This is a genomic window from Sphingomonas sp. Leaf30 (assembly GCF_001422525.1).
Taxonomy (GTDB): Bacteria; Pseudomonadota; Alphaproteobacteria; order Sphingomonadales; family Sphingomonadaceae; genus Sphingomonas; species Sphingomonas aerolata.
The window spans coordinates 657,054-671,639 of record NZ_LMKZ01000001.1 but is presented as its reverse complement, the minus strand read 5'-3'; the positions used below and the strand labels follow the sequence as shown (position 1 = coordinate 671,639).

12 protein-coding genes, 1 pseudogene and 1 riboswitch are annotated in these 14,586 nt (G+C 68.0%); of the genes and pseudogenes, 10 read left to right on the top strand and 3 right to left on the bottom strand.

The features are described 5' to 3' along the window. Positions 1 to 2: 2 nt before the first annotated feature. The 4 genes from ASE89_RS03215 (at position 3) to ASE89_RS03200 (ending at position 4,103) form a co-directional block, all read left to right on the top strand. Positions 3 to 434, top strand: a complete 432-nt coding sequence (locus tag ASE89_RS03215; protein ID WP_056675263.1) for a periplasmic heavy metal sensor — start codon at positions 3 to 5, stop codon at positions 432 to 434. Continuing rightward, a complete protein-coding gene (locus tag ASE89_RS03210; protein ID WP_443024333.1) occupies positions 431 to 1,036 on the top strand; it encodes an RNA polymerase sigma factor in 606 nt (201 codons plus the stop codon). The genes ASE89_RS03215 and ASE89_RS03210 overlap by 4 nt, the downstream gene beginning before the upstream one ends. 80 nt (positions 1,037 to 1,116) lie before the next feature. Further along, on the top strand, positions 1,117 to 2,910 hold the full coding sequence (locus ASE89_RS03205; RefSeq protein ID WP_082451211.1) for a copper resistance system multicopper oxidase: 1,794 nt from the start codon (positions 1,117 to 1,119) through the stop codon (positions 2,908 to 2,910). Beyond that, positions 2,907 to 4,103, top strand: coding sequence for a copper resistance protein B (locus ASE89_RS03200; protein ID WP_056673973.1), 1,197 nt, complete (start codon positions 2,907 to 2,909; stop codon positions 4,101 to 4,103). The genes ASE89_RS03205 and ASE89_RS03200 overlap by 4 nt, the downstream gene beginning before the upstream one ends. Here ASE89_RS03200 and pnuC read toward each other — a convergent pair. From pnuC to ASE89_RS03185, 3 genes are read right to left on the bottom strand one after another with little or no spacing between them, the layout of a single operon-like run. After that, the gene (gene pnuC / locus ASE89_RS03195; RefSeq protein ID WP_056673970.1) at positions 4,034 to 4,651 is read right to left on the bottom strand and encodes a nicotinamide riboside transporter PnuC; all 618 of its coding nucleotides are present in this window, start codon (positions 4,649 to 4,651) and stop codon (positions 4,034 to 4,036) included. The genes ASE89_RS03200 and pnuC overlap by 70 nt on opposite strands. Further along, a complete protein-coding gene (locus ASE89_RS03190; RefSeq protein WP_056675253.1) occupies positions 4,648 to 5,799 on the bottom strand; it encodes a phosphotransferase enzyme family protein in 1,152 nt (383 codons plus the stop codon). The genes pnuC and ASE89_RS03190 overlap by 4 nt, the downstream gene beginning before the upstream one ends. A gap of 14 nt (positions 5,800 to 5,813) precedes the next feature. Next, on the bottom strand, positions 5,814 to 8,126 hold the full coding sequence (locus tag ASE89_RS03185) for a TonB-dependent receptor (RefSeq protein WP_056673968.1): 2,313 nt from the start codon (positions 8,124 to 8,126) through the stop codon (positions 5,814 to 5,816). 70 nt (positions 8,127 to 8,196) lie between these two features. Further along, positions 8,197 to 8,285, bottom strand: a riboswitch (TPP riboswitch). A gap of 164 nt (positions 8,286 to 8,449) precedes the next feature. Here ASE89_RS03185 and ASE89_RS03180 point away from each other — a divergent pair. The 6 genes and pseudogenes from ASE89_RS03180 to ASE89_RS20720 form a co-directional block, all read left to right on the top strand. Beyond that, complete coding sequence (locus ASE89_RS03180) at positions 8,450 to 9,172, top strand: FadR/GntR family transcriptional regulator (RefSeq protein ID WP_056673965.1); 723 nt, start codon at positions 8,450 to 8,452, stop codon at positions 9,170 to 9,172. Between the two features lie 207 nt (positions 9,173 to 9,379). Next, positions 9,380 to 10,624 carry an outer membrane beta-barrel protein gene (locus ASE89_RS03175; RefSeq protein WP_082451210.1) on the top strand — a complete coding sequence of 415 codons (1,245 nt, stop codon included), beginning with the start codon at positions 9,380 to 9,382 and terminating at the stop codon, positions 10,622 to 10,624. Between the two features lie 10 nt (positions 10,625 to 10,634). Continuing rightward, positions 10,635 to 11,453 carry an SLBB domain-containing protein gene (locus ASE89_RS03170; protein WP_168427544.1) on the top strand — a complete coding sequence of 273 codons (819 nt, stop codon included), beginning with the start codon at positions 10,635 to 10,637 and terminating at the stop codon, positions 11,451 to 11,453. Positions 11,454 to 11,734: 281 nt separating this feature from the next. Further along, positions 11,735 to 12,817, top strand: coding sequence for a glycoside hydrolase family 5 protein (locus ASE89_RS03165; protein WP_236701600.1), 1,083 nt, complete (start codon positions 11,735 to 11,737; stop codon positions 12,815 to 12,817). Positions 12,818 to 12,926: 109 nt separating this feature from the next. Beyond that, positions 12,927 to 14,237 (top strand): ATP-binding protein, encoded by a 1,311-nt coding sequence (locus ASE89_RS03160; protein ID WP_236701599.1) that lies wholly within the window; start codon positions 12,927 to 12,929, stop codon positions 14,235 to 14,237. Then, a pseudogene (locus ASE89_RS20720) lies at positions 14,221 to 14,586 on the top strand (hypothetical protein); the annotation flags it as partial. The gene ASE89_RS03160 and the pseudogene ASE89_RS20720, both read left to right, overlap by 17 nt.

Below are 14,586 nucleotides of genomic sequence, written 5' to 3'. Positions count from 1 at the left end.
CCGTGGTCCGTCGTGCGGCACCGACGATCGTCCTCGCCTTCCTCGCGGCGATCGCCGGTGTGTTTATCGGCGGCTGGATCCGGACGCCGGGTACAGCGCACGGCACCGAACTCCACACGCTGCTCCACCGCGGCGTGGTGCTCGACGCCCCGCAGGAGGCAGCGCTCGACCGTCTCGAGGCCGAGTTCGCGGTCCGCCGCGCAGCCCTGGAAGCGGAGCTGCGTGCCGACAATGTCCGTCTCGCCGCCGCGATCGAGCGCGAACATGCCAATGGCCCCGCGGTCGCCGCGGCGGTCGACCGATCGCACCGGACGATGGGCGCGCTGCAAAAGGCGACGCTCGCGCACGTCTTTGCGATGCGCGGCGTGATGCGCGCCGACCAGACCGCGGCGTTCGACCGGGTCGTCGTGCAGGCGCTGACCCCCGCGCATTGATCCCGCCCCGCCCCGACAGGACCGCGCGCCGCACGAGCATCGATCTCGATGCCTATGACGACGCCGCGCTGGTCACCGCGCATCTCGCCGGGCCGACGGCGGATCGGCAGGCGGCGTTCGCGGCGCTGATGCGACGGCACAAGCAGCCGCTCTACCGCCTGATCCTCGCGCAGATCGGCGATCCCGACGAGGCGCTCGACCTGTTGCAGGAGAGCTTCGTCGCGGCGCACGCCGCGCTGTCCCGCTATGACCGCGACCGGTCGCTGCGCGCGTGGCTTGCGCGGATCGCGATCAACAAATGCCGCGACTGGCACCGTCGCCGCCGTGTCCGCCATATGCTCGCCCGCGTGTTGCCGATCGAGGCGGGCGAGCGGGTCGCGGACGGGGCGGCGGATACGGAGACGAACGCGATCGGTCGCGACGACCTCGCCCGCACGATGGCCGATATCGCACGGCTCCCCGCCCCGCTGCGCGAGCCGCTGCTGCTGTGCACGATCCACGAGCTGAGCCAGGCAGAGGCCGCGCAGGCGCTGGGGATCAGCGCAAAGGCGGTCGAGACCCGGATCCGCCGCGCCCGCGCCGCGCTCGCCGCCGCGGCCTGATTTGTCTAACGTCATGAGGGGCAAGCCGATCGGCGGCGTATGACCTGACAGACGTGGCCGCTCCCGGCCCGAGGATCCGCATGACCCGACCGACCCGCCGCCAATTCCTCCGCGACGCCACGCTTGGCGGCGGCGCGCTCGCGCTGCCCTGGTTCCCCGCCTGGGCCCAGCCCGTGTCCGCGGGGATCGCGACCCCGCTGCCGGTGCTGTCCGGCACCGATATCGCGCTGACCGTGGCGCATCTGACGCGGACGATCGACGGCACGCGCAGCCACGCGATCGGCATCAACGGCACCAGCCCCGCGCCGCTGATCCGGCTGAAACAGGGGCAGCAGGTGCGGCTGTCGGTGACCAACAGCCTCGACGAGGAGACGTCGATCCACTGGCACGGGCTGCTCGTACCGTTCCAGATGGACGGCGTGCCCGGGATCAGCTTTCCCGGCATCCCGGCGCGAACCACCTTCACCTACGACTTCCCCGTCGTGCAGGCGGGGACCTATTGGTATCACAGCCATTCGGGGCTGCAGGAGCAGATGGGGCATTACGGCCCGATCGTGATCGATCCCGCCGGCGCCGATCCGATCGTGTCGGACCGCGAACATGTGATCGTCCTGTCGGATCACAGCCCGCTTCACCCGCACGCCATCTTTCGCAAGCTGAAGCTCCAGGGCGGCTATTTCAACTATCAGAAGCAGACGCTTGGCGGCCTGCTCGCGGGCCGGGATCAGCCGGCGGCCGAACGGCGGATGTGGGGCGGAATGCGGATGGACCCGACCGACGTGTCCGACGTCACGGGCGCAACCTACACCTATCTCGTCAACGGGCATGGCCCCGCGGACAACTGGACCGCGCTGTTCACGCCCGGCGAGCGCGTCCGCCTGCGCATCATCAACGCCTCGGCGATGACCAATTTCAACGTCCGTATTCCGGGGCTGAAGATGACGGTCGTGCAGGCCGACGGCCAGAACGTGCGGCCCGTCGCGGTCGACGAGTTCCAGATCGCGGTCGCCGAAACCTACGACGTGATCGTCGAACCCGCCGTGCCCGTCGCCCACACGCTCGTCGCCGAGGCCTGGGACCGGTCGGGCATGGCGCGCGCCACGCTGACGCCGCGCATCGGGATGGTCGCTGCGGTCCCGGCACTGCGCAAACGCCCGCTCGCGACCATGAAGGACATGGGCATGGGCGACATGGCCGCGATGGATCATGGCGCGATGGGCGGCATGGCGGGGATGAACCACGGCACGATGCCGGGCATGGACAAGCCTGCGCAAACTCCTGCCGGCGAGGCACCGATGCCGGCCATGAGCCACAGCATGCGCGACTTTGCCAACGCACCGGGCCTGCCGAAGACGCCGACCGTGCAGACCGTCGCGCCGATGCCGATGGATCGCACCGGCGAGCCGCCACAGGGCCTGAGCGACACCGGTCACACCGTACTGGTGTACCGCGATCTCGTCGCGCTCGACCGCAATCCCGACCTGCGCGGGCCGACGCGACAGCTGCAGATCCACCTGACCGGCAACATGGAACGCTATATGTGGGCGTTCGACGGCGTGAAGCTGAACGAGGTCAAGGCGCCGATCCCGTTCCGCCAGGGCGAACGCGTCCGCGTGACCCTGGTCAACGACACGATGATGGCGCACCCGATCCATCTGCACGGCCATTTCTTCGAGCTGGTGACCGGCCACGGCGATCATGCGCCGCGCAAGCATACGATCAACGTCGCCCCCGGCGGCACCGCGACCTTTGACTTGACCGCCGATGCCGTCGGCGACTGGGCGTTCCATTGCCACATGCTCTACCACATGCACGCGGGCATGATGCAGGTCGTCACCGTCCGCCCCGATGACGAAGCGGGAGCAGCGGCATGAAGACGCTCGCTCTCTTCCTCGCGACCGTCACGGCCACGCCCGCCGCGGCACAGATGCACGAGATGCACGGAATGAAGATGCCCGGCATGGCGATGCCCGCCAAACCCGCGCCCAAAAAGCCCGCATCAAAAGGGCCGGCACCCAAAAAGACCGCCCCGGCAAAACCCGCGGCGCGCAAGGCGGCGCCGGCGCGCAAGGCGGCGCCGGCGCGCGCGCAGACCGCAAAGCCCGCCGCATCGGCGATGCCGGCGATGGACATGTCCCCGACCGCCGCCTGCTCGGCCGAGCATGCCGCAATGGGCCATTGCCAACCCGCCGCCACTGGCGCGGCCCCGCCACCCCCAGCCATCCCAGCCGCCGCCGACCCCTGCCCGCCCGAACACGCCGCGATGGGCCATTGCGCCCCGCCCGCGTCAGACGATTCCGCCGCGCCGACGGGCACCGACCAGCCCGCCGGCACCGCGCCACCACCCGCCCCGCCGACCACGCTCGCGGCGGCGCGCTTCTACGATTCCGCGACGATGGCGACGGCCAACCGGATGATGCGCGACGAACATGGCGGCATGCGCTTCAGCCAGATCCTCTTCAACCTCGCCGAGGTGCAGGTTCGCAGCGGTCGCGACGGCTATCGCTGGGACGGCGCGGGCTGGTTCGGCGGCGATATCGATAGGCTGGTCGTCAAAACCGAAGGCGAAGGCGGTTTCGGCGACCGGGTCGAGGCCGCCGAAGTGCAGGCGCTCTATTCGCGCGCGCTCGACCCGTACTGGAACCTGCAGGCGGGCGTCCGCCAGGATCTCGGCGCAGGCGCCAAACGGACCTATGCCGCGCTCGGGGTCGAGGGTCTGGCGCCCTATTGGTTCGACGTCGAGGGCACGCTGTTCCTGTCCGACAAGGGCGACGTGCTGGCGCGTGCGGAGGCCTGGTACGACCAGCGCATCACCCAGCGCGCGATCCTCCAGCCGCGTGTCGAGCTGAACCTCGCCGCGCAGGACATGCCTGGCAGCCGGATCGGCGCGGGGCTATCCACCGCCGAACTGGGCCTGCGACTGCGCTACGAGATCCGCCGCGAATTCGCGCCCTATGTCGGACTGTCCTGGGAACGGCGCTATGGTGCCACCGCGCGTTATGCGCGCAGCGATGGCGATACGACCGGCGGGGTCTCGCTCGCGCTCGGTGTGCGCGCCTGGTTCTGACGCGCCGCCTGCCACTGTCGATAGCCCAGCAGCGCGAGCAGGATCATCGCCGCATAGAGCCCCGCGGTCAGCATCAGACCCTTCACGACGAACATCCCGACATAGACGATGTCGACGACGATCCACAGCAGCCAGCTCGCACTGTGCCGCCGCGCGGTCCAATATTGCGCGACCAGGCTGAAGCTGCTCAGCGTCGCATCGATCCAGGGCAGCGCCGCGTCGGTATAGCGGCTCATGACAAAGCCGATCGCCATCGCGGCACCCGCACCGGCGCAAAGCCCCGCCAGCGCGGGGATCGGCCGTAGCGGCACGACGGCGACGTCGCCCGCATCCTGCCGCCCGCGCGTCCAGTTGCGCCACCCATAGACCAGCGCACCCGCGAACACCGCCTGCAGCATCATGTCCGCATAGAGCCGCACGTCGAGGAACAGCTTGAAGTACAGCGCACAGGCAAGCAGGTTGACCGGCCAGCACCACAGCCGCCGCACCGCGGTCAGCCAGATGCCGAGGAAACTGACCGCGACCGCGGCGATCTCGAGCATCGTCATGCGCCGTTCTCCGCATCGGCGATCCGGCGGAGGAACGCCTGCCCCGGCGCGGACAGAAACCACGCCGCATGGCCGATCAGATAGCCATCCCAGGCCAGCGCCGCCGCGCTCATGTCGCCGAGCACCCCTGCGAAATACGCGACCTCCGACAAGGCGAATTCGAGGTGTACCAGGGGCAGCAGCCGGACGAGCGTCGCCCGGTCCTCCGCATCGAACGCGGTCGTCGCCGCATAGCCCGCCAGCAGCGCGCACGCCGCCTCGGGCTGGCCGATCGCGGCATCCTCGCCCTGCCCGAGCGCCAGCCAGGCGACACCGCTGCGTTCGATCGCGATCGCCAGGTCGTGCAGCGCGCAGGTCCGGTCCGCCAGCCCGAAATCGATGACGGTCCGCACGTCCTCCGCCTCCCAGAGCAGGTTGGAGGGATGCCAGTCATTATGCGTCCACAAGGGCGGCTGCGCGGCGAGCCGCGGCTGCAACCCGTCGCCGAGCGACGTGAACAGCGACGCGAGCTCACGCCGCCACGACCGCGGGGCGAGGAACGCGGCGAGCGCCGGCCGCGCCGCGACATAGCGTTCCGTCGCCGCGATCGGGTCGGGATCGGGCAGGATGGTGAAGCTGGCGACCAGCGGTTGTGGCGGTCGCGCCGGCGCATCGAACCCCTGCGACGCCCGGTGCAGCCGCGCCAGCGCCACGCCCGCCGCCCGCGCCTGCGCCAGCGACAGGAACGGCGTCCAGGAGGGCCGGTCGCGATACAGGTCGACGTCGGGGGCCTTGCGATGCAGTTCATAGGTCCAGTCGCCGCGGGCCGGCGCGCCGCTGTCGCTGGCGGCGAGCGTCATGACCTCGGGCACCGCAATGTGCGGGCTCAGGTGCGCGATGAACCGGTGTTCCGCGCCCAGCTGATCGGGCGTCCGCATCCGGCGGTGATGCCGCTTGAGCAGGAACATCCCCTGCCCGGTCTCGATCAACGCCGCCGCGGAGAAGGGCCGCGGCGAATGCCAGTGCACGTGCTCGAGCGGACCGGCGGCCGGAAACTGCGCGACCACCGTCGCGGCTTCCTCGGCGGTGATCGCCGGCCAGCTCGGTGCGGCCATGTCGGTACCCATCCCGTGGACCAGATGCACCGCCGGCGAGCCCGCGCCGATCATCGCGCCCGCACCGGTCACAGGCCGCGCGAGATGGTCGCCATGACGGCCGCACCACTCCCGACATAATAGGTCGGCGCAGATCCCGAAATCAGCGTCCCCCCGCGCCCGATCACGTCGCGCGCATTGGTTGAGACCGACTGCACCCCCGCCAGCACGCGCGGATCGGTCACGTTGATCGCGTTCAGCCGCAGGTCGGTCCGCTTGCCGTCGAGCATCGACGCCAGATGCACGCCGACCGACAGGTCGAGCGTCGCATAGCCCTTGATGCTCTCGTCGTTGACGAAGGTCGCATATTGCCGCCCGACATATTTCACCGCGACACTGCCGAACAGCCGTCCGTCGTCATAGGTCCCGCCGCCACCGATCTGCACGGTCGGGCTCGAGACCGCATGCCGGCCGCGGGTCGGCAGATAGTCGTCGCCGACCGGCAGGTCGTCGCTGATCCGCGCGCGCAGATATTCGCCCGAGACATAGACGCTGACACCGCGCGCCGGGCGATAGTCGATCTCGGCATCGATCCCGTAGGAACTCTGTCCCCCGGCATTCAGCGTCGAATTGACCAGCGCGCCACCATTGTTGATGACCGTCGCCAGCTGGCGGTTCCGGAAATCATAATGGAACCCCGTCACCGATGCGGACAGCGCGGGGCCGATATAGCGATAGCCCAGCTCCTGCGAGACCGCATATTCGTTCTTCAGCGCGGTCGTCCCCGCGCTGACCAGCGCACCGCCCGCATAGCTGTCGTAGAGCGTGAACTCGTTCGGCGTGCGGAAGTTCGTGGTGATATTGGCGAACAGCTGCTGCCGGTCGTCGATCTCGTAATGCACCGCCGCCCGCGGCAGCGCGGCGAAGCTGTCGAGACGGACGCGGTCCTGCGGGCCCGGCAGGTAGTTGCGCCCGCTGCGCAGGACATTGACGCCCTTGAACCCGATATCGACTGCGAGACGCGGGGTCAGCGTAATATGGTCGGCCAGGAACGCCGCCTTGGTGACCGTCACGGTCCGCTGGTTCTCATAGGCGAGCAGCCGGCCGTCGGCGGTCCGGATCGCTTTTGCGCGATACCCCCAGCGATCGGCCGGTTCGCCGTCGGCACCGACCGCGGTATAGGACTGGACGACGCGGTCGGTGCCGTGATCGAACCACAGCCCTGCGGTCAGCCGGTGGATGCCGCGCTCGATCGTCAGCGTGTTGACCGTGCCCACGCGGCGCTGGTCGCCGGTATAATTGCCCAGCACCGTCGCGACCCCGTCGACCGCACCCGGCAGCGCGATCGGGTCGGCGAGCGGCTCGATACCCAGGAAGTTACCGGTCGTACCGAGCTGCGTCCCATAGGGCGAATTGCCGTAACCGAACTGCAGATAGCTGGTGCTGTCGAGCGTCACCCCCGCGCCCAGCGCCAGATGCACCGGCGCCGACGCATAGAGGTTGCGGAACGGCGCGCGGTACAGCCGCCAGTAATTGGTGTTGCCCGCGCTGTACCGCGCATCGAAGTTGAAATCGCGTCCCTGCGCGCGCCATTCGGCGAGCGTCGGGCTGCGATAGGTCGACGAGTTCGCATCGTTGAACGACAGCGCCAGGCTCGCGCGGTTGCCGTTGCCCCATTCGCCGAGCAGCTTGGCATCGACATGCTGGCGCGTGTCATGGCCGGCACCGCGCCAGTTGCTGGCGCGCGTGTTTGAATAGGAGACGAAGGCCCGCAACCCCGTCTGGCCGATCCGCCCGCTATCGAGCCGGACGAAGCCGCGCCGCGCCGCATAGGATCCGATCGACAGGTCGACGAGCCCGCGCGGCGCCTCATTCGGATCGTCGAGCCAGAGCGACAGCGACCCGCCCGCGCCGCCCAGCGTCGGCGACGCGATATCGACCGCGCCCTGCGCCAGCGCGATGCGCTGCAGATTCTCGGTATCGGCGAACTGCGAGGGATAGGCATAATAATAGCCGATGTCGTTCTGCGGCGCGCCCTCCATCGTCACGCCGATCTCGTCCTGCCCCAGCCCGCGCAACGTCAGGCTCGAACTGGTCGACAGGCCGTAGGGATCGCTCGACGCGACGGTCGCGCCCGGCAGCAGGTTGACAAGCTGGAACGCGTTGAGCGTCGGCGCCTGCTTGGTGATGAACGCCGCGGCGATCGCGCTCTCGGACTTGGGCACCGTCTGATCGGGGAGCAGCCCCTCGGGATCAAGAAGGCCGACCACGCGGATATCGACCGGGTCGGCGCCGTCCCGCGAATCCGCCTGTGTCTGCGCGCCGGCGGGGGCGAAGGCCACCACAGCAGCAAGTGCCACTGCCAGCGCACTGCATGCAACACGGGGCGGCCGGCCCGTCATCAGGTCAAATCGAAGGATCATCACGGTCTTGCGTCCACTCCACACGGAGGGACGACGGACGCGCCGCCAGCCCTCCCTACGCCGGTATCAACCGGATCAGGTTCAGCGGGTCATGGGCTGCAGCCCACCTCTCAGCCGCGCGTCAGCGGCCCCCCGGGGAGCGCGCCGTCTAGGCGGTTCGGTCTTCCGGGGATAGCGTTATTGCCCGTTTGCCCATCCGCAGCGCCTTCCCAGCACACGCGCGACAGAATTATATGACAATCCACGCCACCCAGACGCTTGCAGTGGGTGACAGCCGGACCGGTTTGCGCCACACAAGCTTTATGGAGCGTGTGCTGACCGACGTCGTTGCCCTGGAGAATCGGGATCTGGGACGGAACCTTACGCATGGCATGCTCGACCTGCTCGGCAAGGCCATCGTGACCGGCCAATATACAGATCGGCCCTTCCCAACCGAGGCGGAGATCGCGGTGGCGCATGGCGTCAGCCGATCGGTGACCCGTGAGGCGGTCAAGATGCTGACCGCCAAGGGACTGGTCAGCGCGCGCCCGCGACAGGGCACGATCGTCCAGCCATCGAGCAGCTGGAACCTGTTCGACACCGATGTGCTGCGCTGGCTGCTGGACCGCAAATTCTCGGTCGAGCTGCTCCAGCAGTTCAACCAGCTGCGGATCGGGATCGAACCCGAAGCGGCGGCGCTCGCGGCGCTGTACCACACCGAACAGGACATGGTCGCGATCGAGGCGGGGCTGGCGCGGATGGCCGCTGCGGAGCGCAGCTATGACGATCCGCTCGACGCGGACATCGCGTTCCACGTCGCCGTCCTGCGCGCGTCGCGCAATCCCTTCTACGCACAGTTTCAGTCGGTGGTCGAAACCGCGCTGCGCACCTCGATCCGCTTCACCAACCGGATCAAGGGGCGCAGCGCGAACATCGCCGACCATGCCGCGGTCGCCGTCGCGATCGCCGCGCGCGATGCCGATGGTGCGCGCGACGCGATGCGACGCCTGATCGGCGACGTTCTCAGCCTGATCGCCGAGGCCTGACACCCGAATCGTCGCGACCCGGTGTACGATCAAGGGACAGCACCGTGCGACGCCGTCACTCGACCTGATCGCGCTTTTCACTTATCGAGACGCGATGCCCTTGGGCCCGGTGCCGCGAGTCGCGATTTGACAAGCGCCGGAATAGCTCGAAGGACGAAATGCGACCGCGCATCATGCGGGTAGCAATTGAAAACATGACGGGAAACAATGCGAAGGGCTCGAGACGAGCGAACTGCACGGATCGGCAAGGTCGCGCTCGCGGCGGCCATGACTGGCGGTTTGGTGAGCGGTGCGCAGGCACAGACGGTCAACGTCAACACACCCGTCAGCGTGCCCGTCGCGGGCAATGTCGACCGGTTTCGTGTCGTGCCGGTGATCACCAGTGTCTATGACAGCAACGTGCTGCGTCTCAACGACGCGCGCGGGAGCGGGCCGCGCGACAATATCCGCGTTTCGCCGGCGCTGGCTGTCAACCTGAACCGCATCTTCGGACGCACCCGCGTCACCGCCGGCGGCACGGTCGGCTATGATTTCAACACCCGGTTCAGCGGCCTTGATCGCGAGCGGATCAACCTGACCTCGAGCGTGACGACCCCGGTCGGCGCGCCCTGCAGCGTGACCGGCAGCGCGGCGCTCGAACGCGCGCAGTTCGATCTCGGCGACACCAACACCGTGGTGACCGAGAGCTTCCTGCGCCAGGCCTATGACGTCGGCGCGAGTTGCCGCGCCGCGGCGGGTTTCTTTCCCGCGGTGGGTGTCAACCGCGTGTCGCTCACCAACAGCAGCCGCAAGGTTCTGGACACGAACCAGTCCGCGCTGCGCGCGGGGATCGGCTATGGGCGGCCCAGCCTCGGTACGCTGCAGCTCATTGGCTCGGTTGCGAAGATCGCGCGCCCGGGTATTGAGGATCTGACCGGGATCGACGATTCGACGATGATCACCGACGTCCAGCTGGTCTTCGAACGTTCGGTCGCGCCGCGCGTCAGCTTCCGGCTTGGCGGCGGCATCACGCATGCCGACCCCAAGCGCGCAGCCGTGCCGTCCTTCAGCGGTCCGTCGTTCGACGCGCAGGTGACGATACGACCGGTGCCCCGGTTCACGATCGTCGGCTCCGGCCGCCGTGCGGTGCAGAATCAGAGCTCGTTTGGCGCGACCTATATCATCGCGGACAGCTACAACCTCAACGTGTCCTATCTGCTCTCGGCGCGTAGCACCGCCACGTTGTTCGCCCAGCGCGCGCGACGCGACCCGCGCGGCGAGGATCTGGCGCTCACGCTTCAGCCACCACGGGGCAAGGACAGACTGAACCAGGTCGGTGGCAGTTATGCATTCGATTTTCACCGGTCGCTGCGGCTCAGCCTGAGCGTCGCTCACCAGCGCCGCACGGCCGACAATGCGATTTACGACTATACGGCCACATCCGCATCGGCGGGTGTCACGGCCCGTTTCTAAGGGGATGATGATGAAGATCCGCATGGCGCATTCGCTTGTTCTGCCGTTGCTCATGGCCGCTGCTGCCGCCGGGGCGCAGGTGCCAACCGCGCCCCCCACGCCTGCGCCGGCGGGTGCCGTGCCCAGCGACGGGTATCGGCTGGCCCCCAATGACGAGGTCGAGGTGACGATTTTCGGCCAGGGTCCGGGTCAGGTGGTCAAGACGCGCGTCAAAAACGACGGCACGATCACCCTGCCGTTCCTCGGCGCGGTCCAGGTCCGCAACCAGACCGCGCGAGAACTGGCCGCGGACATCGCCGCCCGGCTGCGGAGCGGCGGCTATTTCGTCAAGCCCGTCGTCAATGTCGAGGTCACGCAGTTCGTCAGCAGTTCGGTGACCGTGTTCGGCGAGGTCGGAACTCCCGGCATCTATCCGCTCGATCTGCAGCTGACCGTCGGCATGACGCTCGCCCGCGCGGGCGGCACGCGTGGGACAAGCGCGGACTTTGCAATCCTGAAGCGCGACGGCGACCCGGTCGAACACCGCATCCTCCTGTCGGACCTCAGCGGCGAATGGAGCGCGGCGACGCTGCTCGAGGCGAAGGACACGCTCTTCGTTCCGGTCGCGCCCGTGGTCTATATCTACGGTCAGGTGAATTCGCCCGGCTCTTTCGCGCTTAAGACAGGGATGACGGTTCGCCAGGCGCTTGCCCGCGCCGGTGGTCCGACGCTCGCCGGATCGACACGGAACGTCACGATCTTCCGCAACGGCGAGAAGCTGAAGAAGGTCGATCTCGACGGCGAACTGAAGGCCGAGGACTCGGTCTTCATCAATGAAAAATGGCTCTGAATCGTTGATCGGCTTCCGGGGGTCGGAATGTCTCGTTTGATGCGATGCCCTGGGCGTTCATTGTCGCCAGGTCCGTTTCGCAGCAGCCTGACGTCTGCGGTTACGGCCTGAGAAGGGGGCGTTCCGGCAACGGGGCGCCTTTTTTCCATGCCCTACTGCGCCGCCATGTCCGTCGCCGCCGGCGCCGGGGCACCCCGCTACCCGGGCCAGCCGTCGCGATTCCCCCGGCGTTGGTCGAGTGATGCTTGCACGGGTCGCCGGCTTGGGTGATGGGCGTGCCGATGCGACATAACGGCCTGTTCATTGCGCTGGGAGGCGCTGCGCTGGTCGCGACGGCTGGCGTTGCGGTCATGATTGCGCCCGCGCGGACTGGTCTGCCGATCACGCTCGATCCCGCCGCCGATGCCCCCTCCGCGACAGGGCCGCGCAAACCCGCGCATCCGCGCTATACCGGCGTCAACATCGCGACGGGCGGCTTTGCCTCCAAGCGCATTCCCGGGCGCTACGGCTTCGACTATTTCTATCCCAAGCCCCAGGAGACCGCGCCCTTCGTCGCCGCGGGCATGAACGCGATCCGCGTGCCCGTTCTCTGGGAACGGCTGCAACCGCAGCCCAATGCCCCGATCGACGCCACGGAACTCGCACGGCTCGACGAATCGATCGCGGGGCTCGGCGGGTTCGGCCTGATCATCCTCGACGTGCACAATTACGCCAAATACCGGGGCCAACGGCTCGACCAGATCGACCCGCGCGGCGCGATGCTCGCCGACCTCTGGACCCGCCTCGCCCGCCATTATGCCGGGGACAAGCGTATCGCGTTCGGCGTGATGAACGAACCCAATGGCCTGTCCGCCACGGCGTGGCGACCGATTGCGGAGGCGTCGTTACAGGCGATCCGCGCCACGGGCGCGCGCAATCTGGTGCTCGTCCCGGGGACGAACTGGTCGGGTGCACATTCCTGGACGAAAGGCAGCGACTCGAACGGCGAGGCGCTGAAAACGCTCGTCGACCCGGCGAACAACATGGCGTTCGAGATGCACCAATATCCCGACGCCGACTCCTCGGGCACGCATCCGGAATGTGTGGCGCCAAAGGCCGCCGCACAGGCATTCGATTCGGCCACCGCCTGGCTGCGCGCCAATAAGGCACGGGGATTTCTCGGCGAATTCGGTGCGAGCAGCGACCCGAACTGCCTCGCCGCGCTCGATGCGGTGCTCGGCACACTTGACGCGGGCTCGGACGTCTGGCTCGGTTGGACCTATTGGGCAGGCGGCGCCCTGTGGGGGCCGTATATGTACAGCGTGCAACCCGACAAGACCGGGGACAAATCGCAAATGTCTATCCTGATACGGCACAAATCTTAATGATCACAGGGTATAGTGGCCCCGTGGAGCCGTACGGCAATCCTATTGTGCGTTGCAGCAACGTCGCGTACCCGCTCCCCGGATCGGCAAGGCAGATACAAGAATTATGTTGAAGTCATGGATTGCATCGCTGACGCGCTGGCTGGACGGCCGCGGATGGGCCGAGCCCCCCGTGATCGAGCTGACGCATCGCTACACCCCGCCCGCCGCGCCGGTCGTCGACCTGCCCGCGGATCCTGCCCCGGCCAGCACCGCGACGCGGCTGATCGGCGACCGGCGCAGGATCGCGGACACGTTCGATGCCGCACGCCCGGTGCGAACCCGCGGCGAACTGTTCGGACGCGCGGTCGAGCTCGACCATCTGCTCGCCGCGACGCTCGACTTTCACCAGCATGCGGTGATCCACGGCGCACGTGGCTCGGGCAAGACGTCGCTGGTGCGGGTGCTCGGTGAGCATGCGGATGAGTCGGGCGCCGTCGTGCTCTATTTCGCGTGCGAACCGCATGCGACCTTCGCCGACATCATCAGGCTCTATCTCGATGCGCTCCCGCCTGCAGCCTTCGCGCCCGGCGGACAGCGTGCCTTTGCGCAGAAGCTCGAACAGATGCCGGCCAATTTCGGCCCGCGGGCGTTCGTCGATCTGGTGGCAGACCGCGTCACCGCGCCGACGATCCTGATCTTCGACGAGTTCGACCGGATCGAGGATGCGAGCGTGAAGAGCGACGTCGCGGCGGCGATGAAGCTGCTGTCCGACGCGCTCGTGCCCGTGCTGTTCGTGCTGGTCGGGATCGCGCGGACCGTGTCCGACGTCGTCGCTGGCCACCCGTCGCTGCGCCGGCACATGCGGATCGTGTCGCTGGGCCGGATCGGCGCCGACAGCGTCGACGCACTGATCGCACGCGGCGAGGCCAATACCGGCGTCCGCTTCGATACCGATGCGCGCGCGATGATCGCCGATGCCGCCTGTGGCTCGCCCTATCACCTGCGTATGCTGGCCGGGCACTCGTCGCTCGCCGCTGTCAGCAGCGACGCGGATATCGTCACCAAGGCGCATACCCGCACCGGCTTCGTCGATGCGTTCAGCCACTGGGCGCAGATGAACGAGCCCGATGCACGGCTGTTCGCGAAGGTCGTGCTCGGCTGCACGATCGAACAGCGCGATGCGCTCGAGGCCTTGGCCCGCGCCGCCGCGACAATGGACGTCGTTTTGCTTGATACCGATCGATATGATCGTGCCATTTCGATGCTAGACCCCGCATTGGTCCGCGAACGGGGCAATGACGGCGAACACGATGGCGTGTATTTCCGTGACAGTACCGCGCCGCAGATGCTGATCGCGCTGTTGATGACGACCCCTGTTTCCACCACGGCGGCCCGGCTTGGCGCACCGCAGGAGAGCAACCTTGCTAATACCCGCTGATCTGATCGCGTCGCTCAAGGCGCGCTGGCGTATCGAGCTGGCGATCATTCTACTGATCGTCGTGCTGGTCGCACTCTGGACGGCCGTCACGCCCAAGACCTATGTCGCGCAGTCCTCGCTGCTGTTCGACGGCGGCCCGGTCCAGTCGGTCACCGGGGAGGCGGCGCCGGAGGATGGCGTGGTCGCGCTCGTCGCGACCCAGGCCGATGTCCTGCAGAGCGAGGCGATCGCCGCCGCGGTCGTCCGCGACCTGAAGCTTGCCGACAATCCGCAGGTCGCTGACCGGTGGCGTGCGCGCACCGGTGGCACCGGCGACGTCAACGCCTGGTATGGTCGCCAGCTGCTCGGC

Coding starts and splice junctions, on each gene's coding strand:
- ASE89_RS03205 (WP_082451211.1), top strand. CDS start 1,117: ATGACCCGACCGACCCGCCGCCAATTCCTCCGCGACGCCACGCTTGGC.
- ASE89_RS03200 (WP_056673973.1), top strand. CDS start 2,907: ATGAAGACGCTCGCTCTCTTCCTCGCGACCGTCACGGCCACGCCCGCC.
- pnuC (WP_056673970.1), bottom strand. CDS start 4,651: ATGACGATGCTCGAGATCGCCGCGGTCGCGGTCAGTTTCCTCGGCATC.
- ASE89_RS03190 (WP_056675253.1), bottom strand. CDS start 5,799: ATGATCGGCGCGGGCTCGCCGGCGGTGCATCTGGTCCACGGGATGGGT.
- ASE89_RS03185 (WP_056673968.1), bottom strand. CDS start 8,126: ATGACGGGCCGGCCGCCCCGTGTTGCATGCAGTGCGCTGGCAGTGGCA.
- ASE89_RS03180 (WP_056673965.1), top strand. CDS start 8,450: ATGGAGCGTGTGCTGACCGACGTCGTTGCCCTGGAGAATCGGGATCTG.
- ASE89_RS03175 (WP_082451210.1), top strand. CDS start 9,380: ATGCGAAGGGCTCGAGACGAGCGAACTGCACGGATCGGCAAGGTCGCG.
- ASE89_RS03170 (WP_168427544.1), top strand. CDS start 10,635: ATGAAGATCCGCATGGCGCATTCGCTTGTTCTGCCGTTGCTCATGGCC.
- ASE89_RS03165 (WP_236701600.1), top strand. CDS start 11,735: ATGCGACATAACGGCCTGTTCATTGCGCTGGGAGGCGCTGCGCTGGTC.